At 68.7% G+C, this 23,911-nt stretch carries 22 protein-coding genes and 1 riboswitch; of the genes, 8 read left to right on the forward strand and 14 right to left on the reverse strand.

Annotation, left to right across the window (positions count from 1 at the left end; genetic code table 11):
* Positions 1-9 precede the first annotated feature (9 nt).
* From ybeY to WS61_RS25095, 4 genes are all read right to left on the reverse strand, one after another.
* On the reverse strand, positions 10-777 hold the full coding sequence (gene ybeY / locus WS61_RS25080; RefSeq protein WP_059504491.1) for an rRNA maturation RNase YbeY: 768 nt from the start codon (positions 775-777) through the stop codon (positions 10-12).
* Positions 778-905: 128 nt separating this feature from the next.
* A complete protein-coding gene (locus WS61_RS25085; protein WP_059504492.1) occupies positions 906-1,952 on the reverse strand; it encodes a PhoH family protein in 1,047 nt (348 codons plus the stop codon).
* A 33-nt stretch (positions 1,953-1,985) separates the two neighbouring features.
* Positions 1,986-3,371: a tRNA (N6-isopentenyl adenosine(37)-C2)-methylthiotransferase MiaB gene (gene miaB / locus WS61_RS25090; RefSeq protein ID WP_059504494.1), complete on the reverse strand. Its 1,386-nt coding sequence runs from the start codon at positions 3,369-3,371 to the stop codon at positions 1,986-1,988.
* Positions 3,372-3,585: 214 nt separating this feature from the next.
* Positions 3,586-4,518 carry a LysR family transcriptional regulator gene (locus WS61_RS25095; protein WP_059504496.1) on the reverse strand — a complete coding sequence of 311 codons (933 nt, stop codon included), beginning with the start codon at positions 4,516-4,518 and terminating at the stop codon, positions 3,586-3,588.
* 147 nt (positions 4,519-4,665) lie between these two features.
* On the opposite strand from WS61_RS25095, the gene WS61_RS25100 reads away from it, so the two are divergent.
* The 3 genes from WS61_RS25100 (at position 4,666) to ribB (ending at position 7,897) form a co-directional block, all read left to right on the forward strand.
* A complete protein-coding gene (locus WS61_RS25100) occupies positions 4,666-5,841 on the forward strand; it encodes an MFS transporter (protein WP_059504607.1) in 1,176 nt (391 codons plus the stop codon).
* A gap of 204 nt (positions 5,842-6,045) precedes the next feature.
* On the forward strand, positions 6,046-6,732 hold the full coding sequence (locus WS61_RS25105) for a helix-turn-helix domain-containing protein (RefSeq protein ID WP_034208332.1): 687 nt from the start codon (positions 6,046-6,048) through the stop codon (positions 6,730-6,732).
* 187 nt (positions 6,733-6,919) lie between these two features.
* Positions 6,920-7,068: riboswitch (FMN riboswitch) on the forward strand.
* 118 nt (positions 7,069-7,186) lie between these two features.
* Positions 7,187-7,897 carry a 3,4-dihydroxy-2-butanone-4-phosphate synthase gene (ribB, locus tag WS61_RS25110; protein ID WP_059504498.1) on the forward strand — a complete coding sequence of 237 codons (711 nt, stop codon included), beginning with the start codon at positions 7,187-7,189 and terminating at the stop codon, positions 7,895-7,897.
* A gap of 71 nt (positions 7,898-7,968) precedes the next feature.
* On the opposite strand, the gene WS61_RS25115 is transcribed toward ribB, so the two are convergent.
* From WS61_RS25115 to WS61_RS25135, 5 genes are all read right to left on the reverse strand, one after another.
* Complete coding sequence (locus WS61_RS25115) at positions 7,969-8,655, reverse strand: HAD-IA family hydrolase (protein ID WP_059504500.1); 687 nt, start codon at positions 8,653-8,655, stop codon at positions 7,969-7,971.
* Between the two features lie 180 nt (positions 8,656-8,835).
* Positions 8,836-9,822, reverse strand: coding sequence for an inositol 2-dehydrogenase (gene iolG / locus WS61_RS25120; RefSeq protein ID WP_059504502.1), 987 nt, complete (start codon positions 9,820-9,822; stop codon positions 8,836-8,838).
* Positions 9,823-9,895: 73 nt separating this feature from the next.
* A complete protein-coding gene (locus WS61_RS25125; RefSeq protein WP_059504504.1) occupies positions 9,896-10,723 on the reverse strand; it encodes a TIM barrel protein in 828 nt (275 codons plus the stop codon).
* Positions 10,720-11,775, reverse strand: a complete 1,056-nt coding sequence (locus WS61_RS25130) for a hypothetical protein (protein ID WP_059504506.1) — start codon at positions 11,773-11,775, stop codon at positions 10,720-10,722. The genes WS61_RS25125 and WS61_RS25130 overlap by 4 nt, the downstream gene beginning before the upstream one ends.
* Before the next feature lie 140 nt (positions 11,776-11,915).
* Positions 11,916-12,980 (reverse strand): LacI family DNA-binding transcriptional regulator, encoded by a 1,065-nt coding sequence (locus WS61_RS25135; protein ID WP_059504610.1) that lies wholly within the window; start codon positions 12,978-12,980, stop codon positions 11,916-11,918.
* Positions 12,981-13,145: 165 nt separating this feature from the next.
* Here WS61_RS25135 and WS61_RS25140 point away from each other — a divergent pair, with 165 nt between their 5' ends.
* Genes WS61_RS25140 through WS61_RS25150 form a run of 3 tightly spaced genes read left to right on the forward strand, consistent with a single transcriptional unit; the run spans position 13,146 to position 15,831 of the window.
* Complete coding sequence (locus WS61_RS25140) at positions 13,146-14,228, forward strand: fatty acid desaturase family protein (RefSeq protein ID WP_059504508.1); 1,083 nt, start codon at positions 13,146-13,148, stop codon at positions 14,226-14,228.
* 36 nt (positions 14,229-14,264) lie between these two features.
* Complete coding sequence (locus tag WS61_RS25145; RefSeq protein WP_059504510.1) at positions 14,265-14,573, forward strand: non-heme iron oxygenase ferredoxin subunit; 309 nt, start codon at positions 14,265-14,267, stop codon at positions 14,571-14,573.
* A 4-nt stretch (positions 14,574-14,577) separates the two neighbouring features.
* Positions 14,578-15,831 (forward strand): NAD(P)/FAD-dependent oxidoreductase, encoded by a 1,254-nt coding sequence (locus tag WS61_RS25150; protein ID WP_059504512.1) that lies wholly within the window; start codon positions 14,578-14,580, stop codon positions 15,829-15,831.
* A gap of 209 nt (positions 15,832-16,040) precedes the next feature.
* Here the strand turns inward: WS61_RS25150 and WS61_RS25155 are convergent, their stop codons facing one another.
* The 3 genes from WS61_RS25155 to glpD form a co-directional block, all read right to left on the reverse strand.
* The gene (locus tag WS61_RS25155; protein ID WP_027785355.1) at positions 16,041-16,757 is read right to left on the reverse strand and encodes an MIP/aquaporin family protein; all 717 of its coding nucleotides are present in this window, start codon (positions 16,755-16,757) and stop codon (positions 16,041-16,043) included.
* Between the two features lie 80 nt (positions 16,758-16,837).
* On the reverse strand, positions 16,838-18,340 hold the full coding sequence (gene glpK / locus WS61_RS25160; protein WP_059504514.1) for a glycerol kinase GlpK: 1,503 nt from the start codon (positions 18,338-18,340) through the stop codon (positions 16,838-16,840).
* Positions 18,341-18,444: 104 nt separating this feature from the next.
* On the reverse strand, positions 18,445-19,968 hold the full coding sequence (gene glpD / locus WS61_RS25165) for a glycerol-3-phosphate dehydrogenase (protein ID WP_059504515.1): 1,524 nt from the start codon (positions 19,966-19,968) through the stop codon (positions 18,445-18,447).
* 162 nt (positions 19,969-20,130) lie between these two features.
* Here glpD and WS61_RS25170 point away from each other — a divergent pair, with 162 nt between their 5' ends.
* Positions 20,131-20,499 (forward strand): hypothetical protein, encoded by a 369-nt coding sequence (locus WS61_RS25170; protein ID WP_041489246.1) that lies wholly within the window; start codon positions 20,131-20,133, stop codon positions 20,497-20,499.
* A gap of 90 nt (positions 20,500-20,589) precedes the next feature.
* On the opposite strand, the gene WS61_RS25175 is transcribed toward WS61_RS25170, so the two are convergent.
* A complete protein-coding gene (locus tag WS61_RS25175; RefSeq protein ID WP_006477892.1) occupies positions 20,590-20,787 on the reverse strand; it encodes a hypothetical protein in 198 nt (65 codons plus the stop codon).
* 301 nt (positions 20,788-21,088) lie between these two features.
* The gene (locus WS61_RS25180) at positions 21,089-21,868 is read right to left on the reverse strand and encodes a DeoR/GlpR family DNA-binding transcription regulator (protein ID WP_034208319.1); all 780 of its coding nucleotides are present in this window, start codon (positions 21,866-21,868) and stop codon (positions 21,089-21,091) included.
* 211 nt (positions 21,869-22,079) lie between these two features.
* Here WS61_RS25180 and WS61_RS25185 point away from each other — a divergent pair, with 211 nt between their 5' ends.
* Positions 22,080-23,720, forward strand: a complete 1,641-nt coding sequence (locus WS61_RS25185) for a gamma-glutamyltransferase family protein (RefSeq protein ID WP_059504517.1) — start codon at positions 22,080-22,082, stop codon at positions 23,718-23,720.
* The last annotated feature ends 191 nt before the right edge of the window (positions 23,721-23,911 follow it).

The following is a 23,911-nucleotide window of genomic DNA, read 5'->3' on the forward strand; positions in this document are numbered from 1 at the left end:
ACGGATGGCTTACTGGTACGGGTTCGGAAAACCCAGTTTCGCGAGGATGTCGACTTCGAGCGCTTCCATTTCGGCCGCGTCCTCGTCGCTCGTCTCGTGGTCGTAGCCCTGCGCGTGCAGCGCGCCGTGCACCAGCAGGTGCGCGTAATGGGCCATGAGCGGCTTGCCCTGGTCGTGCGCTTCCTTCTCGACCACCGGGCAGCACAGCACGAGGTCGCCGATCACGGTGCCGTCGGGCGCCGGGTCGTACGCGAAGGTCAGCACGTTGGTCGGATAGTCCTTGTGGCGGTAGCCGGCGTTCAGCGTACGGCCTTCGTTTTCGCCGACGAAGCGCACGGTGAACTGCGCGCTCGCGAACAGCGCCGGCTCGATCCATTCGGCGATCAGCTTGCGCTTGGGCAGCGTCTTGCGCAGCTCGCTCGTGATCTCGTCGCCGTACTGCACGGACAGGTCGAATTCCAGCGCGCGCGGCTCGTCTTCCGGGTCGTCCTCGCGCGGGGCGAATTCGGCGCCGACGTGCAGCGTCACGCTGTCGTAGTGCTCAGGCTGCAGCGCGAGCTTCGCGCGCATCGCCGGATCGTTGTGCTGCGCGACGATCGCGACAGCCGCGTCGCCCGAGCTGCCCGACAGGTCGAACATCAGGCTGCGGCCGTCCGGGAAGTCGATTCGCAGCCCTTGTGCGTTGACGGTCCGGGCCTTGCCCTTTGCGTCGAACAGCGAAAGGCGGGGGGAGTCGGACGCGGCGCGGCCGGATTTGCGGGAACGGGAGGATTTCATGACGCGTGCGGCGATTGGGACGCGTTGAGGATACACCAAACGGCCGATCGCGCCCGAATTCGCCCGGGCGAAAAAAAGCCCGGCGCGCCGTGTGGCGGGCCGGGCCGGCCGGGGCAGCGCGCCGCCGCTCAGCCGTCCTGGTGCTGCGCGTGGAATTCGTCGTACGCCTCGACGATGCGCGCGACGAGCGGATGGCGCACCACGTCCGCGCTCGTGAAGCGCGTGAGCGCGATGCCGCGCACGCCGCCGAGCACCTGCTGCGCCTCGACGAGGCCGCTCTTGTGGCCGCGCGGCAGGTCGACCTGGCTCGTGTCGCCGGTCACGACCGCCTTCGAGCCGAAGCCGATCCGCGTGAGGAACATCTTCATCTGCTCGGGCGTCGTGTTCTGCGCCTCGTCGAGGATGATGAACGCGTGGTTCAGCGTGCGGCCGCGCATGTACGCGAGCGGTGCGATCTCGATCATCTGGCGCTCGAACATCTTGGCCGTCTTGTCGAAGCCGAGCAGGTCGTACAGCGCGTCGTACAGCGGCCGCAGGTACGGGTCGACCTTCTGCGCGAGGTCGCCCGGCAGGAAGCCGAGCCGCTCGCCGGCCTCGACGGCCGGGCGCGTCAGCACGATCCGCTTGACCTGGTCGCGCTCGAGCGCGTCGACCGCGCACGCGACCGCGAGGTAGGTCTTGCCGGTGCCGGCCGGCCCGATGCCGAACGTCACGTCGTGCGACAGGATCTGCTTCAGGTATTCGCGCTGCGCGGGCGTGCGGCCGCGCAGGTCGGCGCGCCGCGTGTAGAGCTTCGGCGCCGGTTCTTCGTCCGGCTCGTCCGCGTCGAGCTGCACGACGGGTTCGTCGAACGGATGGTCGGGGTCGCCGCGAAAGCGCACGTCGAGCGGCTCCTGGCGGCCGTTGCCGGCCGTGTGGCGCACCTCGACCAGCGCGAGCTGGATGTCGTCGACCGACAGCGGATCGCGCGCGCGGTTGTAGAAGTTTTCGAGCGCGGCGAGGGCGAGCTTGGCGCCGCGCCCGCGGATCGTGATCCGGTGGCCGCGCCGCGCGAGTGTGACGTCGAGCGCCTGTTCGATCTGCCGCAGGTTTTCGTCGAGCGGGCCGCAGAGGTTGGCGAGGCGCGCGTTGTCGTCGCGTGGGGCGGTGAATTCCAGTGCTTGGACGGTCTTCAAAGTAGCGTCGGGCTCCTGTCGGGCGTCGGTCGGTCAGTGGGTGGCCGCGCTCGCGTCGTCGCTGACGAGCACGAGCTCGCCGCGCAGCGAGTGCGGGTACGCATGGTTGATCCTCACGTCGATCATCTGGCCGATCAGGCGCGGGTGCGACGCGAGCGGCGCCGGGAAATTCACGACCCGGTTGTTCTCGGTGCGGCCCGCGAGTTCGTTCGGGTCCTTGCGCGACGGGCCCTCGACGAGGATCCGCTCGACCTTCCCGACCATCGACTGGCTGATGCGCGCGACGTTCTCCTCGATCGTCGCCTGCAGATGTTGCAGGCGTTTGAGCTTCACTTCGCGCGGCGTGTCGTCGGCGAGGTTCGCGGCCGGCGTGCCCGGGCGCGGACTGTAGATGAACGAGAAGCTGGTGTCGTAGCTCATCTCGTGCACGAGCGCCATCATCTTGTCGAAATCCTCCTCGGTCTCGCCGGGGAAGCCGACGATCATGTCGGTCGACAGCGACAGATCGGGGCGGATCGCGCGCAGCTTGCGGATCACCGACTTGTATTCGAGCACCGTGTAGCCGCGCTTCATCGCCATCAGGATGCGGTCGGAGCCGTGCTGGACCGGCAGATGCAGGTGGCTCACGAGCTTCGGCACCTTCGCGTAGGTGTCGATCAGGCGCTGCGTGAATTCCTTCGGGTGCGACGTCGTGTAGCGGATCCGCTCGATGCCGGGGATGTCGGCGACGTATTCGATCAGCGTCGCGAAATCGGCGATGTCGGTCGAGCCGGCCGTCAGCGCGCCGCCGAATTTTCCACGATAAGCGTTCACGTTCTGGCCGAGCAGCGTGACTTCGCGCACGCCCTGATCGGCGAGGCCGGCGATTTCGGTCAGCACGTCGTCGAGCGGGCGCGACACTTCATCGCCGCGCGTGTACGGCACCACGCAGTAGCTGCAGTACTTCGAGCAGCCTTCCATGATCGACACGAACGCGCTCGGCCCCTCGACGCGCGCGGGCGGCAGGTGGTCGAACTTCTCGATTTCGGGGAACGTGATGTCGACCTGCGCGCGGCCGCTCGCGCGGCGCGCGTCGATCATCTGCGGCAGGCGGTGCAGGGTTTGCGGGCCGAACACGAGGTCGACGTACGGCGCGCGCGACACGATCGACGCGCCTTCCTGGCTCGCGACGCAGCCGCCGACGCCGATCAGGAGGCCCGGCTTCGCTTCCTTCAGCTCGCGCACGCGGCCGAGATCGGAGAACACCTTCTCCTGCGCCTTCTCGCGCACCGAGCACGTGTTGAACAGGATGATGTCCGCGTCTTCGGGCGTGTCGGTCTTTTCGAGGCCTTCGGCCGCATTGAGCACGTCCACCATCTTGTCCGAGTCGTACTCGTTCATCTGGCAGCCGAAGGTCTTTACGTAAACTTTCTTGGTCATGGGGATTCGCCGTTCGCAGTGGTTGACCTGGGGGCGTCGTCAAGGGTGAGTCGGGACGGCCGTGCGCGGCACGCGAATCGCGCGCAGCTGGCAGGAAAGGCCGTCGGGAAAGCCTTCCATTATAGCTTTTCGCGCCACGACGGACGGGCGGCCGGTTGCAGACGCGCGACGCAGGATCGCGGGTTCCGACCCCTCGATGAAGGCGGGCCGGCCGTCAGCGGCACGCGTTCAGCAAGTCGTCGAGCGCCGCTTCCTCGCGCGCGAAGCGTTCGGCGAGAAAATCGAGCAGCACGCGCACGCGCGGCGCCATGTAGCGCTTGCTGTGATAGATCGCGTGCAGCGGCGCATCCTGGTGCCGCCAGTCGGGCAGCAGCACGCGCAGCCGGCCCGCGCGGACGTCGTCGGCGATGTCCCACAGCGACTTCAGCGCGATGCCGTGGCCGCGCAGCGTCCATTCGCGCGTGAGGCCGCCGTCGTTGGTCTCGAACGCGGTCGACACGGGCACCGTGTGGATCTGCACTTCGTCGCCGCGCGTGAAGTGCCAAGTGTTCATCGGGCCGGACGCGATCGTGATCACGTTGCACGGAAAGCGGGCCAGATCGTGCGGATCGGCCGGCACGCCATGGCGTTCGACGAACGACGGCGCCGCGCACAGCACGCGCCGGTTGGTCGCGAGCCGGCGGGCGATCAGCGCGCCGTCGGGCGGGGCGGCGAAGCGGATCGCCAGATCGATCTCGTCCTGCCAAAGGTTCGACGACGAATCGGACGCCGTGAGCGAAAACGTGACGCCCGGATGCAGCGTCGTGAATTCGTGAAGCCAGTCGAGCAGCTGGTGGCGGCCGAAATCGGACGTCGACGACAGCCGCACCTTGCCGCTCACGACGTTGCGGCCTTCCTGCAGCATCGCATCCGCGTCGTCGAGCGCCTGCAGCGCCTGGCGGCAGCAGTTCAGGTACAGCTTGCCTTCGTCGGTGAGCCGCAATTGCCGCGTCGAGCGCTCGAACAGCCGTGTCGCGATCTTCGCCTCCAGCTTCGCGAGCCGCGCGCTCGCGGCGGCCGGCGTGAGGTTCAGCTTGCGTCCGGCGGCGGACAGGCTGCCCAGTTCCGCCGCCTCGACGAACAGCCGGATGTCGCCCAGTCGGTCCATGCGATTTTCCAGAGATATTTGAAAATGGTTCAAATGCCACGCCAATTATCAAATATAGGCGTCTTCGGGACAATGCGCGCACATCCCGCTTTCTTGTGCGGTGCGGCACCGACCCGGCGCCGCGGCCGCCGCCTTCCGGAGAACGTCATGCCCCTTCCGTTACTGGCGCTCGCGATCAGCGCCTTCGCCATCGGCACCACCGAATTCATCATCATGGGCCTCCTGCCCGAAGTCGCGCACGACCTGGCCGTGTCGCTGCCGTCGGCCGGCCTGCTCGTCACCGGCTACGCACTCGGCGTCGCGGTCGGCGCGCCGCTGCTCGCGGTGCTGACGAGCCGCATGCCGCGCAAGGCCGCGCTGCAGTTGCTGATGACGATCTTCGTCGTCGGCAACGTGCTGTGCGCGATCGCGTCCGGTTACGCGATGCTGATGGTCGCGCGCGTCGTCACGTCGTTCGCGCACGGCTCGTTCTTCGGCATCGGCGCGGTGGTCGCCGCGTCGCTCGTGCCGGCCGACAAGCGCGCGAGCGCGATCGCGCTGATGTTTACCGGGCTCACGCTGTCGAACGTGCTCGGCGTGCCGTTCGGCACGTTCGTCGGCCAGTTGCTCGGCTGGCGCGCGTCGTTCTGGATCGTCGCCGCGCTCGGCGTGCTCGCCTTTGGCGGCGTGGCCGCGCTCGTGCCGAACCGCCACGACAGCGGGCCGGTCGGCCTCGGCCACGAAGTGCGCGTGCTGAAGGAGCCGCAGGTATGGCTCGCGCTGCTGATGACCGTGCTCGGCTTCGGCGGCGTGTTCGTCGTGTTCACCTACATCGCGCCGATTCTCGAGACCGTATCGGGCTATTCGCCGCGCGCGGTCGCGCTGATCCTCGTGCTGTTCGGCGCGGGGCTGACGATCGGCAATACGATCGGCGGCAAGCTCGCCGACCGCGCGCTGATGCCGTCGCTGATCGCGATCCTCGTCGCGCTGATGGCCGTGATGGCCGCGTTCGCGAAGACGAGCCACCTGCCGGTCGCGGCTGCCGTCACCGTATTCGTCTGGGGGATCGCCGCGTTCGCGACGGTGCCGCCGCTGCAGGCGCGCGTGGTCGAGAAGGCCGCGAGCGCGCCGCATCTCGCGTCGACGCTGAACATCGGCGCGTTCAACGTCGGCAATGCGGGTGGTGCGTGGCTCGGCGGCCTCGCGCTCGAACACGGCTTCGCGCTCGATGCGCTGCCGTGGGTCGCGGTCGCGGTGACGTTCGCGGCGCTCGTCGTCACGTGGCTCGCGATGCGGCTCGATGCGCGCGGCCCGGCGCGCGGCGCGGCGCAGGCGGCGCAGTGAGCGGCGCCTTGCGCGGCGACGCCATGGCGGCAGGAAAAGGTTCGCGAGAAACGCATTCCTCCGCAATGCTGATAACGGTGTGAAGATAACTTCGTTTGCCCGTGCAAGGGCGGGTGATAGCGTCTCGATACGCGCCATGACCGGCGCAACCCGATTCCGGCTTACCCCCTACGCAGGGCCGCGCGGCGGCCCGGAGGCCATGCTATGTCTTCATCCCTGGCGCTCGTGCGCGACGTGTCTTCCTTCGAGTCCGGCAATGCCGCCGACCTGCGCGCGTCCGCGTCGCTCGACGCGCTCGAGCAGGTCGTCGGCGTGAACCTGGCGCGCTTGCGCGCCGAGCGGCAACTGTCGCTCGATGCGCTCGCGCGGCTGTCCGGCGTGTCGCGCGCGATGCTCGCGCAGATCGAATCGGCGCGCAGCGTGCCATCGATCAAGGTGCTCTGCAAGATCGCGGCGGCGCTGAAGGTATCGGTCGCCGCGTTCCTGCGGCGCCATGCGGTGAACGGTTTCGAGCATCTGGCGGCCGAGCGCGCGTCGCGCGTCGTCAGCTCGAACGGCCGCTTCTCGGCACGTGCGCTGTACCCGGAAGGCGAGCCGGCCGCGGCCGAATTCCACGAGCTGCGGATCGCGCCGCTGCATACGGAGCCCGGCACGCGCCGCGCACCCGGCACGACGGTCAACCTCGTCGTCAGCGAAGGCACGCTCGAAGTCAGCGTGCACGACCGCCGCCAGTTGCTCGCGACCGGCGATGCGATCGTGTTCGATGCCGACCAGCCGTACAGCCTGCGCAACCCGGGCGACAGCGAAGCGCGTGCGTTCCGCGTGACGGTGAGCCCCGAGGTGCCGCCGCGCTGGCTCGTGCCCGACGCGGCGCACGCCGCCGCCAACTGATCGTGCGCGCCGCGCGGCGCGACTGCGTTTCCCGGCCGTCGCGGCGTCGCGGGTCGGTCCGCCGGCCGTTCGGACGACGCCGTTAGACGGAGTCGTCAGTAAGGTTTTACCGGTAGTTCGCTGCGCGTCGCGCGCGGCTGTTGTATGCTTGGCCCGCCGATGACGGGGCGTTCCCGTCCGGCAATCAGTGCGTCTTCAGGGCGGGGCGAAATTCCCCACCGGCGGTAGGCCGGCGTAAGCCGGCGAGCCCGCGAGCGCCCGCGCATCCGCGCGGGGTCAGCAGATCTGGTCGAATGCCAGAGCCGACGGTCACAGTCCGGATGAGAGAAGATGTGCAGATAGTCATGTCCGTCAGGGCCGCTTCGCGCTGCATGCGAAGCGGGTTGTCGTTCTGTCTGTTTGCAATGCCCTGAAACGTTTTTCGCCCAAATCGTATTTGCGAGGAGCGTTTCACATGTCCTTGATGTCCGTTTCGTCGGCGCCTGCCGACGCCTTTGCCGATCTCCCGCTGCTGGATTCCGAACCGGTGCCGCCGCGCATCGCCGCTGCGCTCGACGCGATGCGCGCCGGCCGCGCGGTCGTGCTGCAGGACGACCACGACCGCGAGAACGAAGCCGACCTGATCGTCGCCGCCGAGCGCATCACGCCCGAGACGATGGCGCTGCTGATTCGCGAGTGCAGCGGCATCGTGTGCCTGTGTCTGACCGACGACACGGTGCGCGCGCTCGAACTGCCGCCGATGGTGCAGACCAACGAAAGCCGCAACGGCACCGCGTTCACCGTGTCGATCGAGGCGCGCGAAGGCGTGCATACCGGCGTGTCGGCGGCCGATCGCGTGACGACGATCCGCGCGGCGATCGCCGACGATGCGAAGCCGTACGACATCGTGCGCCCCGGCCACGTGTTTCCGTTGCGTGCGCAACCGGGCGGTGTGCTGGCGAGACGCGGCCACACCGAAGGCACCCTCGACCTGTCGATCCTCGCGGGCCTGAAGCCGGCCGGCGTGCTGTGCGAGCTGATGAATCCGGACGGCACGATGACGCGCGGCGACGACGTCGAGCGCTTCGCGCAACGGCACGGGCTGCCGATGCTGACGATCGCGGAACTCGTCGAGTTCCGCGAGGCGCTGGCGGCGGCGCGCGAACGCTGCTGCGAGCCGGCCTGAGCGAAGGCAAGGCGGGCACGTTCGCGCGCCCGTGGCGCGGCCGGATCGACCGGATCCGGCCCGAATGACGATCAGGACTGCACGTCGCCGAATTCGCCGCGCATGCCGGCTTCGACGAGCGCCGGCAGTTCGTCCATCCTGCGCATGATCCGCGTGATGCCCATCGCGCGCAGCGCGTCCGCGTAGTTGTCGGGGATGTGGCTCGCGCCGACGAACGCGATCGTCTTCATCCCGGCCGCCCGCGCGGCATTCAACCCCGAGATGCTGTCCTCGACGACGACGCAGCGCGCCGGCGCGACGCCGAGCGTGTGCGCCGCATGCAGGTAGACGTCGGGGTAGGGCTTCGGCCGCGCGACCTGTTCGGAGCTGAACACGCGCTCGCCGAAGATCTCGGTGAGCGATGCGCGCTTCAGCGAGTTGCGCACGCGCACGAGCCGGCTGTTCGACACGACGGCGGCCGGCAGCGTGACCTTCAGCAGCGCGTCGCGCACGCCGCCGATCGGCGCGAGCGATTGCGCGAGCGCGACTTCGATGTTGTGCTCGATGGTCTCGATGAAGTTGGCGGGCATCTCGACCCCGAAGCGGGATTCGATGCCGGCGAGGAAGCGCGACGTCTGCTGGCCGAATGCCGACTTCGCGGCGGCTTCGAAATCGAGGTTCGGGAACGTGGCGGACAGCGTGTCGAGCAGCACGCGGTCGGCGATGACTTCGCTGTCGACGAGCACGCCGTCGCAGTCGCAGATGAGGTGATCGAGCATGGTGATGAAAATGCGGGATATCGGCGACGCCGATCGATTCGCCATCATACGTGCTTTCGCGCGCAGGCCGCGCGACGTGGCGGCAAATTCGCCCGATGCGGCCGTGCCGGTGCGGCATGCCGTGCCGCCGATCGCGCGACGGCGGCCGGCTTGCCCGGATCGCCGCCGTCCTGTGCTGTGTCACAGCTCGATCGCGTGCCCCGTTTTCCACGACGTCGTCGCGGCTTCGGCCAGTTCGAGCGCGGCGAGCCCGTCGTCGATCGTCGTCCGGACCGGCGTGCCGTCGCGCAGCGCGTCGACGAAATGCGCGATCTCGGCCGCGTATGCGTGCCGGTAGCGTTCGAGAAAGAACGGCTCCGGCACGTCCGTCGCGATGCCGCCCGCGAGCCATGCGCTCACCTCGGTCGGCCGCACGTTGCCGGCCTGGAGCATCCCGTGGCTGCCGAGCAGCTCGAAGCGCTGGTCGTAGCCGTAGGCCGCGCGCCGCGACGTGTTGATCTGGCACAGCAAGCCGCGCCGCGTGCGGATCGTCACGGCGGTCGAATCGATGTCGCCGGCGTCGCGCACGGCCGGATCGGTCAGGCAACTGCCCGTCGCGTGCAGCGTCTGCGCTTCGTCGCCGAGGATCCAGCGGAACACGTCGAAGTCGTGGATCAGCATGTCCTTGAAAATGCCGCCCGAGCTGCGGATGTAGTCGGCCGGCGGCGCGCCCGGATCGCGGCTCGTGACGACCAGCATTTCCGGCGCGCCGATTTCGCCACGCTCGACGCGGGCCTTCAGCGCCGCGAAGGTCGGGTCGAAGCGGCGCTGGAAGCCGATCATGCACGTCACGCCGGTGCGCCGCACGACGTCCGCGCACGCACGCGCGCGTTCGACGGCGAGGTCGACCGGCTTCTCGCAGAACACCGCCTTGCCCGCGTTCGCGGCCGCGACGATCAGGTCCGCGTGCGTGTCGGTGCTCGACGCGATCACGACGGCCCGCACCGACGCATCGCCGAGCGCGCGCTCGATATCGGCGGCTTGCGCGCCATGCGTGCGGGCGAGGGCTTCCGCCGACGGCGTGTGCCGGTCGATCACGTACTTCAGTGTCGCGCCCGGATGGCGCGCGAGATTCGCCGCGTGGATCTTGCCGATTCTGCCCGCGCCGAACAAAGCGAATTCGATCATTTCGTGCTCCTTGGGATGATGTTTTTTCACGATGCGCGCCCGGCGTGGGCCGCGCACCGTCGCGACCGTCCGCTCAGCGATCCGTCAGCGCGTCGCGCACGTAGTCGATGCTCGCCCGCAGCCGGTCCTCGATGTCGCCGGCTTCGGCGATCTCGCTCGCGAACGGCTCGAACGACAACGCGCCGCGGTAGCCTCGCGCGAGCAGCGCGCGCAGTTGCCGGATGTTGCCGAGCCGGTCGGCGCCGCCGACCAGCACGCGGTGGCCGTCGCGCATGCGGTCGACCGGCAGGTCGATTTCCTCGACGCCCGAGAGGTGCACGAGGCCCGTCAGGTTCGGGAAGAAAATGTCTTCGCCGGCGAGGTGATGATGGAACGTGTCGTGCACGAGCCGGAACACCGGTTCGCCTGCCGCCGCGTAGATGCCCTTCACCGCGTCCGACTTGCGGCGCAGCGCGCATTCCTCGAAACCGAGCGGCTCGATGAAGCCGAGCAGGCCGCGGGCCGCGAGGATCGGCTTCAACGCCTGCAGCGCCGTCACGAGATCCGCATGGCGCGCGTCCGCGCCGCGCGTGTCGCTGCGGCTGTTGGTCGGGCACAGCACCAGCGCACGCGCGCCGCATTGCGCGGCGTAGTCGGCCAGCGCGGTCGCCTCGTCCGCGCGCTCGGCGTTCCATTGCTCGAAGCGCTGCAGCGCGTTGATCGTCAGGATCGTCACACCGCCGGCTTCGGCCGTCGCGCGTACGGCGGCCGCCGGCGTGCCGTCGGCGAGCTCGACGCCATCGAGATCGTTGCGGATCTCGATCGCGTCGACGCCGAGGCGCCGGCACAGCGCGACGTAGCGGTCGAACGGCAAGCGCGGCGCGCTCATCCGGTTCAGCGAAAAATGGAAGGCTTGCGTCATCGTTCTGTCCTCGGGGCTTGAGTGGGGCGGGGTCCGGATCGGGTGTCGGCGTGCGCGGCAAGCGCTTGCCAGGCGTCGCGCAGCCATTGCGCGCATGCGACGTTGTTGTCGAAGATCGAATAGCGGGCGCCGCCGCCGTAGTCGGGAAACGGAATGAACTCGCAACTGATCTGTTCGAGTCGTGCCGGCCGCGCGCCAGCGGGCGCCTGCGCTTGCGCGTGCAGCAACTGGCGCAGCGCGGTTTTCCACGGATCGAGCGACGCTGCATGCCATTCGCCGTGATAGGCGCCCGGCGCGGGTGCGACGAACGGATACTGGATGCCGCGGCCGGGCCTGCCGTCCGCGCGGCGCATCCAGCGATTGTCGGGGTTGTTCGGCGTCACGCTGCGCGCATGCGCATGCCGGACCCAGCCGCGCGCGATCCAGTCGGCGTAGATCGGGGCGGGCGATGCCGGGTCGAGCATCGCGCGGCCGCCGTCGGCCGACCCGCGCAGGCCCGCCGCGTCGAGTTCGGCGCGATTGCCGATCTTGAACAGCAGGTGCGAATGATCGAGCGTGATCCGGAACGGTGCGCCGGCTTGCTCGACGTGCCGTGCGACGCGCGCCACGCGCGCGAAATGCTCGCTCCACATGTCGACATGCACTTCGAGGCTCGGCAGGCAGCCGACCGGCTCGCCCCATGCGTAGGCGCGCAGGTAGAAATCGGCGACTTCGCGATCCGACAGCGGATGGCCGTCCGCGTGGTGCGCGAACAACTGGCAGTTGAGCACGGTGCTGCCGAAGCGGGCGCCCGCCGCGACGATCTCGGCGACATGCGCTTCGTCGGAGCCCGCACGCCAGATGCCGCCGATCACGCGAATCGGCAGCGCGTGGCGGTCGACCAGCGCGAAATACGGCGACAGGTCCTCGCCGCGCACCGGGTTCTTTTCGACGTAATCGAACACGCCGGCGGCGGCGACCATCCGGAAGCGCTCGGCGGGCGCGGGCGGCGGCAGCCCGTCGTGCTCGAGCACGCCGTCGAGGTTCACGCCGATGAGGATCGGTTCAGCCATCGTCTCCTGTCCGTCGTCTATCGATGGCTGACCACTGTACGGATGCGCGGCGCGGGCCGCATGACAAACGTTGACGAAAAATCGCCAATGCGACGATCGATTTTTTCGCCGCGAGGCTGCGGCAGGCCGTGCGGCGCGATTCACGCCTGCAGGTACGCGCTCGTTCTCACGTTCGCCGGACAGAACACGCGGAATTCGACCGGGTCGTCCGGCGGCGGCTGTTCGACGATGCCGCATGCATGCAGCACGTGCTGCAGCGCGGAAATCGCCTGCCCGTCGGGATCCTGATCGATCGCGAGATCCATCGCGCCGGCTTCGATGAAGGTGCGGTGCAGGTCGATCATCTCGTGGCCGATCCACACGACGCGCCCGATCGCACCGGCCTTGCGCAGCGCCGCTTCGATCCCGGCCGACCCGGCGCCGCTGTTGTAGATCGCGACCACGTCGTCGTGCGCCTGCAGGGCCTTCGACACCGCGCGGTAGCAACGGTCGTCCTGGTCGAGCGTCTCGACCGGCGCGTCGTCGCAGCGCAAGGCGGCGAACGCGGCGGCGAGCTGGTCGCGGCAGCCGGCCATCCGGTCGGCGTGCGCGCGGTAGCCCATCCGGCCGCCGAGCAGCAGCACGCGGCCGGGGCGCGCCGCGAGGCGGCCGATGTAGTAGCCGGCCGTGCGTCCGGCGCGGTAGTTGTCGATGCCGGCAAAGTGCACGCGGTCGATGCCGCCGATGTCGGTGACCATCGTGACGACGGTCTCGCCGCGCGCGATCGCGCCGGCGAGCGCGTCGCGCATGCGGGCCGTGTCGTGTGCGGTGACGATCAGCGCCGCGCGCCGGTACGCGGGCCGTTCGATCAGCGCGGCGGCGCGCTCGTCGTCGGCGGCGGGCAGGATCGTCCGGTGCACGACCACGCGCCGGTCGAGCATCTGCAGCGAGCGCTGCAGCGCCTGCTGCAACCGCCGGAAGAACGGCGCGTCGGTGTCCGGCAGCAGCACGTCGACGTGGATCAGCCCGTGCCGCGTGTCGGGCAGCTGCCGCGGCACGCCGAGCTGCCGAGCGGCTGCGACCACGCGTTCGCGCGCCTGCGCGGAGACGCTGCCGCGTTCGTTCAATACGCGGTCGACGGTCGTCGTGCTGACGCCGGCGAGCGCCGCGATCTCGTCGAAGCGCGCGGTGCGCTTGCGCCAGCGCGGCCCGGATTCACCTGCCATGGTCGTCTCCATCGTGAGGGTCGCCATCGATCGCGTGGCGTTGTCGGGAACGCTAAAGCGATGGCGAAATTTCGTCAACGTTTCGATTGAGGCGGGGCGGCCGGTCGCCTAATTTCGGTCTTGTTGCGAAGCGCTTGCCGCGCACAGAAACCCGAGGAGACAGAAGTGGCCCATACCGACGACCCGGCACGCGTGCGCACGGCGGCGCGCCGTCAGGAATACAGAATGATCGGCGGCGCCGGCGAGCGCGCGCACGCGGCCGGGCTCGTCAACGCCGCGTGGTACCGGTGCGCGGTGCCGCGGCCGTTGATGAAGCAGTTGATGCAGCGCGGCGATGCGCGTGCGATTCGCGACACGCTGATCTGGTACGCGGCGATCGCGATCAGCGGCGCGCTCGCGTGGCTGGCGTGGCGTGCGCATTCGGCGTGGGCGATCCCGGCGTTCTTCGTGTACGGCACGCTTTACTGCAGCCCCGCCGATTCGCGCTGGCACGAATGCGGGCACGGCACCGCGTTCCGCACGCGCTGGATGAACGACGTGCTGTACCAGGTCGCGTCGTTCCAGGTGTTCCGCCGCGCGACCGCATGGCGCTGGAGTCATGCGCGCCATCACACCGACACGCTGGTCGTCGGGCGCGATCCGGAAATCGCCGCGCCGAAGCCGACCGACTGGCTTGCGCTCGCGCTGAACGTCGTCGCGCTGAAGCACGTGGCCGGCGAGCTGCGCAAGATGATCGCGGTGTCGGTCACCGGCCGGCTCGACGACGAGGAGCGCACCTACGTGCCCGAATCGGAATGGCCGAAGGTCGTACGCGAGTCGCGCATGCATCTCGCGATCTACGTGCTCGTGACGGGCGCCGCCGTGTACTGGCGCACGATCCTGCCGCTGCTCTACATCGGGCTGCCGAGCCTCTACGGCGCGTGGCTGTATCTGTATTTCGGCCTCACGCAGCACGCGGGCATGCCGGAGAACGTGCTCGATCACCGGCGCAACTGCCGGACCGTGATGATGAATCCGGTGTTCCGCTTCCTGTACTGGAACATGAACTATCACGTCGAGCACCACATGTTCCCGATGGTGCCGTTCCATGCACTGCCGAAGCTGCACGAAGCCGTGAAGGCCGACATGCCGCCGCCGTACCGCAGCACGCTGGCGGCGTATGCGGAGATCGTGCCGGCGCTGGTCCGGCAGACGCGCGACCCGTCCGATTACGTCGTGCGGCCGGTGCCCGGTGCCGCGCGCGCCTAGCAGTTATCGACTATCCCGACGAAGGAGACACACACCATGACGCAATGGATCGACACCGGCGCGCTCGACGACATCGACGACGAAGACGTCGCGCGCTTCGATCATGCCGGCCGCACGTACGCGATCTACCGGATCGACGGCGAGGTTTATGCGAGCGACGGCCTGTGCACGCACGAGCACGTGCATCTCGCGGACGGGCTCGTGATCGATCACGTGATCGAATGCCCGAAGCACAACGGCCGCTTCGACGTGCGCGACGGCCGGCCGCTGTCGGCGCCCGCGTGCGAGAAGCTGCGCACCTACCGGGCGAAGGTCGAGGACGGCCGCATCCTGATCGAGGTATGACGCGATGACCGGCGACCGGGTGATGGCGATCGTCGGCGCGGGCCATGCGGGCGGCCGCGCGGCGCAGGTGCTGCGCGCGTCCGGCTGGCGCGGGCGCATCGTGCTGATCGGCGCGGAGCCGCATTTGCCGTACGAGCGGCCGCCGCTGTCGAAGGGCGTGCTGACCGGCGAGCGCAGCGCGGCGCAATGCCGATTGCGCGATGCCGACGCATGGGCGGCCGATCGTATCGAGCGGATCGTCGCGACCGTCGAGCGCATCGATCCGCCCGCACGCGAAGTGCGCATGTCGGGCGGGCACGTGCTCCGCTACGACGCGCTGCTGCTCGCCACCGGCGGCCGCGCGCGCCGTCTGGGCGTGCCGGGCGCGGCGCTCGACGGCGTAGTCGCGTTGCGCACGCTCGACGATGCGGCCGCGCTCGGCGCGCGGCTCGTGCCCGATGCGCGGATCGTGCTGATCGGCGGCGGCTTCATCGGTCTCGAAGTCGCGGCGTCGGCGCGGCAGCGTGGCTGCCGCGTGACCGTGCTCGATGCGGCGCCGCGGCTGCTCGGCCGCGCGGTGCCCGAGCCGATCGCGGCCCGCGTGCATGCGTTGCATGTGCAGCGGGGCGTCGCGATCGGCCTGAACCGCCGGCCCGTCGCGATCGCACGCAGGCCGGACGGCGCACTGGCCGTCGGGCTCGACGACGGCGATACGCTGATCGCCGATACCGTGGTCGCCGGCATCGGGATCGAACCCGCGGACGAGCTGGCGCGTGCGGCGGGCCTCGCCGTCGATCGCGGGATCGTCGTGAATGCGCGGCTCGAGACGTCGGCGCCCGGTATTTATGCGGCCGGCGATGTCGCGGTGTTCCCGAGCGGGTCGTCTGGGCGGCTCGTGCGTCAGGAAACCTGGCACGGCGCCGAAACGCAGGCACGCGCCGCCGCACTCAACATGCTGGGTGCCGACGAACCGTATCGCGACACGCCGTGGTTCTGGTCCGATCAATACGATGCGCAGCTGCAGGTGGCCGGCGAACCGGCGCTCGGCGAGCACACGGTCGCGCGTGTGCTCGGCGAGGACGCCGAGATTCATTTCCACTTCGATGCGAGCGAGCGGCTCGTCGCGGCGAGCGGCTTCGGCCGTGCAGCGGGATTCGCGAAGGAAATGCGCGTCGCGCGCATGCTGGTCGAGCGCGGGATCGACGTGACGCCGGGCGCGGTCGCGGATGCGACGGTGAAGCTGAAGTCGCTGGTATCGGCCGCGAGCGATCGGCGGTGACGCGCTGCGGTGCCGGCCCGAGCGCGGCCTCACGCGAGTCGACAGCGACGAAGACGGCGACGGCCGACGACAGGCATCCGACGACGACCGACGAGCGGCGACAGTCGACGACAGTCGACGACGACGTGAGAATGAAGCGGGGGGAAGGTGCGGGGAGAGCGGCAGCGCGCGGCAACCGCTGCCGCGCGCAAGCTCGAGCGAAACCGCGATCAGATCGTCGCGTGCAGGTGCAGATACAGGCCGGCTGCCGCGGCGCCGCCGAGCAGCGGGCCGACGACCGGCACCCATGCATAGCGCCAGTCGCTGTCGCGCTTGCCGGGAATCGGCAGCAGCGCATGCATGATGCGCGGCGACAGGTCGCGCGCGGGGCTCATCGCATAGCCGGTCGGGCCGCCGAGCGAGATGCCGATGCCGAGCACCAGCAGGCCGACAGGCAGCGCGTCGAGTGCGCCGAGGCCGACCTGCGGCGACGCGAGGTACAGCACGCCGAGGATCAGCACGAACGTGCAGATCGCTTCGGTCAGCACGTTGTGCGTGACGCTGCGGATCGCCGGCGCCGTGCAGAACACCGCGAGCTTCAGGTCCGCATCCGCTTCCTTCGCGAAGTGCTGGCGATACGCGAGCCACACGAGCAACGCGCCGGCCATCCCGCCGAGCATCTGCGCGAGCACGTAGCCGCCGACTTTCGACCACGCGAACTTGCCCGCGAGCGCGAGGCTGATCGTGACGATCGGGTTCAGATGCGCGCCGCTGAACGACGCGGTCACGTAGACGGCGACGAATACCGCCATCGCCCAGCCCATCACGATCACGATCAGATCCGCGCCTTTGCCCTTGGTCTTCGCAAGCAGCACGTTCGCGACCGCGCCGTTGCCGAGCAGCACGAGGATCGCCGTGCCGATGAATTCCGCAATATAAGGTGACATGTTGTCTCTCGTAGAGTGCGGCGGACTCGCGCGCTGCGCGGTCCGCCGGTGTTGTTGTATTTCGTTCGAGGGTGTTGCGGTTACTGCGTGTCGTCGGCCCATGCCTTCGCGGCGCGCACCGCACGCTGCCAGCCGGCCATGCGCTGCTCGACCTGCTCCTTCGGCATCGACGGCGCGAAGCGGCGATCGAGCTGCCACTGGTCGCGCACTTCGTCGAGATTCTTCCAGTAGCCGATCGCGAGGCCCGCGAGGTAGGCCGCGCCGAGCGCGGTCGTCTCGGTGATCTGCGGACGCACCGCATCCACGCCGAGCAGGTCGGCCTGGAACTGCATCAGCAAGTCGTTCGCGCTTGCGCCGCCGTCCACCCGCAGCTCGCCGATGCTGATGCCCGAATCGGCTTCCATCGCGGCCAGCACGTCGAGCGACTGGTACGCGATTGCATCGAGCGCCGCGCGGGCAAGATGCGCGGCGCTCGTGCCGCGCGTGACGCCGAACACCGAGCCGCGCGCCCGCGCGTTCCAGTGCGGCGCGCCGAGGCCGGCGAAGGCGGGCACGAGGTAGACGCCGTCGGTATGCGGCACGCTGGCTGCGAGCGCCTCGATTTCCGCGGCCGTCTTGATGAGGCCGACGCCGTCGCGCAGCCACTGCACGACCGCGCCCGCGATGAAGATGCTGCCTTCGAGCGCGTACTGCACGTCGTCGCCGATCTGCCACGCGATCGTCGTGACGAGGTTGTTCTTCGACTCGATCGGCTTGTCGCCGGTGTTCATCATCAGGAAGCAGCCGGTGCCGTAGGTGTTCTTCACCATGCCCGACGTCGTGCACATCTGGCCGAACAGCGCGGCGTGCTGATCGCCGGCGATCCCGGCGAGCGGGATCTTCGACGCGAACACGGTGGTCTTCGTGTGGCCGTAGATCTCCGACGACGCCTTCACTTCCGGCAGCATGCTGCGCGGGATGTCGAGCAGTTCGAGCAGCTCGCTGTCCCACTCGCGCGTGTGGATGTTGAACAGCATCGTGCGCGACGCGTTGGTCACGTCGGTCACGTGCAGCTCGTGCTTCGTGAAGTTCCACACGAGCCAGCTGTCGACGGTGCCGAACGCGAGCTTGCCCTGGCGGGCCTTGTCGCGCGCGCCCGGCACGTTGTCGAGGATCCAGCGGATCTTGGTCGCGGAGAAGTACGAGTCGATCGGCAGGCCGGTCTTCGCGCGCACCTTCGCTTCGAGGCCCTGCTGCTTCAGCGAATCGCAGAAGTCGGCCGTGCGCCGATCCTGCCAGACGATCGCGTTGTAGACGGGCTGGCCCGTCTCGCGATCCCAGACGATCGTCGTTTCGCGCTGGTTCGTGATGCCGATCGCGGCGATCGACGTGCCGTTCAGGCCCGTGCGCGTGACGGCTTCCGCGGCGACGCCGGCTTGCGTCGACCAGATTTCCTGCGGGTCGTGCTCGACCCAGCCGGGTTGCGGGTAGATCTGTTCGAATTCCTTCTGGGCAATCGATACGATATTGCCCTGGCGATCGAACAGCATCGCGCGGGAACTCGTGGTGCCCTGGTCAAGCGCGAGGATGTACTGGTCCTGCATGTCTCTCATCTCCATCCGTGGATTGGCTTAGTTGTGATGCGCGCCGCATGTGGGCGGCGCGTCGGTGAATCAACGTCGGTCAGGCAACTGCAACTGCATTCGAATCAGGCGTGCGGCGCATGCGCGGCGGCGAACCATGCGTCGACCGCGGCGGTCACGGCATCGAGCGTGCCGGGCGCGACGTGCAGCCCGAGCTTCGAGCGCCGCCACAGCACGTCCTGCGCGCAGGTCGCCCATTCGGCGTCGCGCAGGTAGCGCAGTTCCGCGTCGTGGATGCCCGGCGCGATTTCGGCGCCGAGATCGGCAAGCGACTTCGCGCCGTCGATCACGCGCTCCGCACGGGTGCCGTACGCACGCGCATAGCGGCGCGCGAGTGCGGCGGGCAGCCACGGATGGCGTTTCGCGAACGCGCCGGCGAACCCGTCGAACTTCGCGTTCGCGATGTCGCCGCCCGGCAGCGCGACGCCGGCCGTCCAGGGCTTCGCGTCGCGGCCGAGCGCGCGGCACAGCATGTCGCCGGCTTCTTCCGCGAGCTTGCGGAACGTCGTGATCTTGCCGCCGAACACCGACAGCAGCGGGGCGCCCGCGCCGTCGTCGAGCTCGAGGCGATAGTCGCGCGTGACGGCCGATGCGTTCGCCGCGTTCTCGTCTTCCAGCAGCGGGCGCACGCCCGAATAGGTCCAGTGCACGTCGGCCGGCGAGATCTTGCGCTTGAAGTAGCGGTTGATCGAATCGCACAGGTACTGCGTCTCGTCGCGATCGATCGCGACCTTCGCGGGATCGTTCGTGTATTCGACGTCGGTCGTGCCGATCAGCGTGAAATCGTGCTCGTACGGAATCGCGAAGATGATCCGCTTGTCCGGGTTCTGGAAGATGTAGGCGTGATCGTGATCGAACAGGCGGCGCGTGATGATGTGGCTGCCCTTCACGAGCCGCACGCTGTGATGCGCGCCGCGGCCGAGCGCGCCGTGCAGCACTTCGCCGACCCACGGGCCGGCCGCGTTCGCGATCGCGCTCGCGTGTACGACGCGGATCGAACCGTCGGCCTGCTGCAGCCGCGCTTCCCATGCGTCGCCGCGGCGCTCGGCGGAAACGAGCTTCGTGCGCGTCAGGATCTCGGCGCCGCGCTCCTTCGCATCCATCGCGTTCAGCACGACGAGGCGGGCGTCGTCGACCCAGCCGTCGGAATACACGAAGCCGCGCTTGATCGAGTCGATCAGCGGCGCGCCGGCCGCATGGCGGCGCATGTCGATGCCGCGCGAGCCGGGCAGCAGCTCGCGTTTCGCGAGGTGATCGTAGAGGAACAGGCCGATGCGGATCAGCCAGGCCGGGCGCAGGTTCGGCATGTGCGGCATCACGAAGCGCAGCGGCCACATGATGTGCGGCGCCGCGCGCAGCAGCGTTTCGCGTTCCTGCAGCGCCTTGCGCACCAGCCCGAACTCGTTGTACTCGAGGTAACGCAGGCCGCCGTGAATCAGCTTCGTGCTGGACGACGACGTGTGCGACGCGAGGTCGTCCTGCTCGCAGAGCATGACCGACAGGCCGCGGCCGGCCGCATCGCGCGCGATCCCCGCGCCGTTGATGCCGCCGCCGACGACGAGCAGATCGTAGCGATTCGGTTGGGTCACCTGCTGTCCTTATCGTCTGTTGAAATAGGGCGAACATGAAATGTTCGAATTCGAAATTTAACGAACGAAATCGAAAAAGTAAAGTTCGAAAAAGCGGGGCCAGTAGCGCGCCAGCCGATCCCGGACGATACTGGCGGAATCGACCGTTTCGCGAGGTGAATCATGCGTATTGGGATGTGGGCCGGCGTGTGCGCCGTCCTTCTGGCGGGGTGCAGCGCGGGTATGCCGCCGCTCGCCGGCAACTGGCGGGCGCCGTCGTTCGTCGACCTGCAGACGTCGTGCGGCGGCGCGGCGCGCGACTGGGGCGCGGACGCGCAGCCGGTCTACTCGACGCTGTACGACGCGTACGTCGCGAAACGGTATCGCGGGCTGACCGAGGCGAACTATTGTGCGTTCGTAAACGAACTTTCGACCCACTATGTGGCGCCCGACGCGGCGGCGCGCGCCGGCTGGATCGCCTATTTCAACGGGGCGCGTGCGCAGGCCATCAGCTGGCGGGCGGCGGTCGATCCGACGCTGCGCGGCGGCTGATGCCGGGGGCGGCGAACGGCGGGCAGGCGGGAGGCCGAAACGAACGCGCGGCCGGAGTCCGGCCGCGCGTTCGGGTCAAAGCGGCGGGGCTTACGAATAGCGGTACTTGATGGATCGCAGCGCGGCGTCGCCGGTCTCGGTCACGCAGTATTTGCGTCCCGAGCCGAGCCCTTCCAGGCGGACGAGCTGTTGTTCGAGCAGGATGTCCAGTTCATCCCGATCCATGTCGCGCTGATCAGGCGCGTCCTTCACAAGCAAGAGCGTGGCGAATTCATGCGGACTCAGCATCGTTCTCTCCATGGCAATCGGACTGCCCGCGCGGCCGGCGCATACGCCGCCGCGCGATACCCCGCGAGGGTATGGCTTGGGGGGAAAAGCTGCATTCGCCGGCCTGCGATTCGCACCGCCCTGGCACAGGCGGATCGGCGAACGGGCCGGGGAACTGGAGTCTAGTCGAGCGCGCAGGCAACGACAAATCGTGCCCCGTTAATTTTCCGTTTGACAGAAGGGCCCGCCGCGAGCGGTTCGCGCGCGGCGTCAACTTCTTGATTTCACTTGAAGTTTCAGGTGCGCTGCAACATCGCGAGCGTCATTCCGCGACGTACACCTGGGTGCCGGCCGCGGCCACCGTGTCGGCCATGTCGGGCGGCAGCGGCTTGTCGGTGAAAAGCGCGTGCACCTGGCTCAGATGGCCCTGGCGCACCAGCGCCGGGCGGCCGACCTTCGAATGGTCGGTCACGAGGTAGACCGTGCGCGCATGCTGCATGATCGCCTCGGCGACGCGCACCTCGCGCGTGTCGAAATCGCGCAGCGTGCCGTCGGCCTCGATCGCCGACGTGCCGATGATCGCGTAGTCGACCTTGAACTGGCGGATGAAGTCGATCGCGAGCTCGCCGACGATACCCTTGTCCCACGGCCGCACGATGCCGCCCGTGATCAGCACCTCGCAGTCGGGGTAGCCGCTCATCATCGACGCGACGTTCAGGTTGTTCGTGATCACGTGCAGCCCGTGATGGCGGTTCAGCGCGCGCGCGACTTCCTCGGTCGTCGTGCCGAGGTTGATGAACAGCGATGCCTGGTCGGGGATGTGCGATGCCGCGAGCGCCGCGATGCGCCGTTTCTCGTCATGGAACATCCGCTGGCGCGCCGTATACGACACGTTCTCCGAGCTGGTCGGCAGGCTCGCGCCGCCGTGGTAGCGGCGCAGCAGGTTCAGGTCGGCGAGCCAGTTCACGTCGCGGCGGATCGTCTGCGGCGTCACCGCGAAATGCGCGGCGAGATCGTCGACGGTCACGAAGCCGTCGCGCTGCACCCATTCGAGCAATTCCTGCTGGCGCGCGTTGAGGGTGAGGCGGGGATCTCGGGTCATGGCTCGATGGTCGGGTCGTGAGACGGAGCGGGTATTGTAAGGGCGGCAACGGCGTTCGGCCGGCCAGCCGGCCGTCGGCGCACAGGATTCATGTAGAAATTGCATGGATTCATGTGACAAATGAATTTGTGCGATTGCGCCGATCGCGCTGGAATGGCGGATTGCCCGCTCGTGCGGGCGCGTTCATTCGGCTTTCGACGAGGTGGTATCGATGACTGATTTCAACTGGCACAACCCGTATCCGTCGACCCGCATCCCGGTGTTCGCGCGCAACGTCGTGTCGACGTCGCACCCGCTCGCCGCGCAGGCCGGGCTGCGGATGCTGTGGAAGGGCGGCAACGCGGTGGACGCGGCGCTGGCCGCGGCCGCCGCGATCACGGTCGTCGAGCCCGTGTCGTGCGGGCTCGGCGGCGATGCATTCGCGCTCGTGTGGGACGGCGAGCGGCTGTCCGGGCTGAATGCATCGGGCGTCGCGCCGGCCGCGTGGAACGTCGACTACTTCCGCAAGCGCCACGGCGCCAACGCGCGCGGCATCGCGAACAAGCCGACGCGCGGCTGGGACACCGTCACGGTGCCGGGCGTGATCGCGGGCTGGGAAGCGCTGCACGCGAAGTTCGGTTCGCTGCCGTTCGCGGACCTGCTCGAGCCGGCGATCGAGATCGCGGAGCGCGGCTATTCGGTGTCGCCGATCGTCGCGCACAAGTGGGCGGCGGCCGTTCCCGAACTGCAGGGCCTGCCCGGCTTCGCGGACACCTTCATGCCGCGCGGCCGCGCGCCGCTCGTCGGTGAACGCATGTGCCTGCCCGGGCATGCGCAAACGCTGCGCACGCTCGCGAAGGACGGTGCCCGTGCGTTCTACGAAGGCGCGCTCGCCGAGCGTATCGCCGTGTTCGCGCGCGAAGGCGGCGGCGCGCTGACCGAAGCCGACTTGCGCGCGTACCGGCCGGAATGGGTCGAGCCGATCGGCAAGCGCTTCGGCCGCCACACGATTCACGAGATCCCGCCGAACGGGCAGGGCATCGCCGCGCTGATCGCGCTCGGCATCGCCGAGCATGCGGGCGCGACCGAATGGCCGGTCGACTCGGTCGATTCGCAGCATCTGCAGATCGAGGCGATGAAGCTCGCGTTCGCGGATGTCTATCGCTACGTCGCCGATCCGCGCGCGATGGACGTCACGCCCGAACAGATGCTCGACGATGCCTATCTCGCCGAACGCGCGAAGCTGATCGATCCTGCCCGCGCGACGCACTTCGCCGCCGGCCGCCCGCATTCGGGCGGCACGATCTACCTCGCGGCGGCCGACGAACGCGGAATGATGGTGAGCTTCATCCAGTCGAACTACATGGGCTTCGGTTCGGGGCTCGTCGTGCCCGGCACGGGCATTGCGCTGCAGAACCGCGGGCACGGCTTCTCGATGGACCCGGCTTCGCCGAACGTCGTCGCGGGCGGCAAGCGGCCGTTCCACACGATCATCCCGGCGTTCGTCACCGAAGAAGCCAACGGCCGCACCGAGGCCGTGATGAGCTTCGGCGTGATGGGCGGCGACATGCAGCCGCAGGGCCATCTGCAGACCGTCGTGCGGATGCTCGGCTATGGCCAGCAGCCGCAGGCCGCATGTTGCGCGCCGCGCTGGAAGGTCAACCGCGACTTCACGCTCGACGTCGAGGCGACGATGAACCGCGCGACGGTCGACGCGCTGGCCGCCCGCGGCCACACGATCCAGTCGATCGACGATCCTTACATGGATTTCGGTTCGGGGCAGTTCGTCTGGCGCCTCGATCCCGACGATCCGGAGCGCGGCTACGTGGCCGCGAGCGACAGCCGGCGCGACGGGCTGGCGGCCGGTTTCTGACGGATCGCTTCCAGCGTTACCGGCAATTTTCACGCATCACGGGCGGCCCGGCGGCCGCCCGTTTCGTTTCGCGCGGCGGATACCGTCGCACGCGCGCAAGCGGTTCGAAGGCCTCGTCTAACGAACGGCAACGAACGCCGTGGAACTGCGCCTGCCGGGTATGGTCAGTGCTTTGGAGCACGAACGTCAAA

Origin of the sequence: Burkholderia sp. ABCPW 11, assembly GCF_001523445.1 — a bacterium.
Classification (GTDB): domain Bacteria; phylum Pseudomonadota; class Gammaproteobacteria; order Burkholderiales; family Burkholderiaceae; genus Burkholderia.

What these genes read in the sequence shown, in the direction of transcription:
- ybeY (WP_059504491.1), bottom strand. Translation starts at nt 777, where the DNA reads ATGAAATCCTCCCGTTCCCGCAAATCCGGCCGCGCCGCGTCCGACTCC.
- miaB (WP_059504494.1), bottom strand. Translation starts at nt 3,371, where the DNA reads ATGACCAAGAAAGTTTACGTAAAGACCTTCGGCTGCCAGATGAACGAG.
- WS61_RS25095 (WP_059504496.1), bottom strand. Translation starts at nt 4,518, where the DNA reads ATGGACCGACTGGGCGACATCCGGCTGTTCGTCGAGGCGGCGGAACTG.
- WS61_RS25100 (WP_059504607.1), top strand. Translation starts at nt 4,666, where the DNA reads ATGCCCCTTCCGTTACTGGCGCTCGCGATCAGCGCCTTCGCCATCGGC.
- WS61_RS25105 (WP_034208332.1), top strand. Translation starts at nt 6,046, where the DNA reads ATGTCTTCATCCCTGGCGCTCGTGCGCGACGTGTCTTCCTTCGAGTCC.
- ribB (WP_059504498.1), top strand. Translation starts at nt 7,187, where the DNA reads ATGTCCTTGATGTCCGTTTCGTCGGCGCCTGCCGACGCCTTTGCCGAT.
- WS61_RS25115 (WP_059504500.1), bottom strand. Translation starts at nt 8,655, where the DNA reads ATGCTCGATCACCTCATCTGCGACTGCGACGGCGTGCTCGTCGACAGC.
- iolG (WP_059504502.1), bottom strand. Translation starts at nt 9,822, where the DNA reads ATGATCGAATTCGCTTTGTTCGGCGCGGGCAGAATCGGCAAGATCCAC.
- WS61_RS25125 (WP_059504504.1), bottom strand. Translation starts at nt 10,723, where the DNA reads ATGACGCAAGCCTTCCATTTTTCGCTGAACCGGATGAGCGCGCCGCGC.
- WS61_RS25130 (WP_059504506.1), bottom strand. Translation starts at nt 11,775, where the DNA reads ATGGCTGAACCGATCCTCATCGGCGTGAACCTCGACGGCGTGCTCGAG.
- WS61_RS25135 (WP_059504610.1), bottom strand. Translation starts at nt 12,980, where the DNA reads ATGGCAGGTGAATCCGGGCCGCGCTGGCGCAAGCGCACCGCGCGCTTC.
- WS61_RS25145 (WP_059504510.1), top strand. Translation starts at nt 14,265, where the DNA reads ATGACGCAATGGATCGACACCGGCGCGCTCGACGACATCGACGACGAA.
- WS61_RS25150 (WP_059504512.1), top strand. Translation starts at nt 14,578, where the DNA reads ATGACCGGCGACCGGGTGATGGCGATCGTCGGCGCGGGCCATGCGGGC.
- WS61_RS25155 (WP_027785355.1), bottom strand. Translation starts at nt 16,757, where the DNA reads ATGTCACCTTATATTGCGGAATTCATCGGCACGGCGATCCTCGTGCTG.
- glpK (WP_059504514.1), bottom strand. Translation starts at nt 18,340, where the DNA reads ATGCAGGACCAGTACATCCTCGCGCTTGACCAGGGCACCACGAGTTCC.
- WS61_RS25170 (WP_041489246.1), top strand. Translation starts at nt 20,131, where the DNA reads ATGCGTATTGGGATGTGGGCCGGCGTGTGCGCCGTCCTTCTGGCGGGG.
- WS61_RS25175 (WP_006477892.1), bottom strand. Translation starts at nt 20,787, where the DNA reads ATGCTGAGTCCGCATGAATTCGCCACGCTCTTGCTTGTGAAGGACGCG.
- WS61_RS25180 (WP_034208319.1), bottom strand. Translation starts at nt 21,868, where the DNA reads ATGACCCGAGATCCCCGCCTCACCCTCAACGCGCGCCAGCAGGAATTG.
- WS61_RS25185 (WP_059504517.1), top strand. Translation starts at nt 22,080, where the DNA reads ATGACTGATTTCAACTGGCACAACCCGTATCCGTCGACCCGCATCCCG.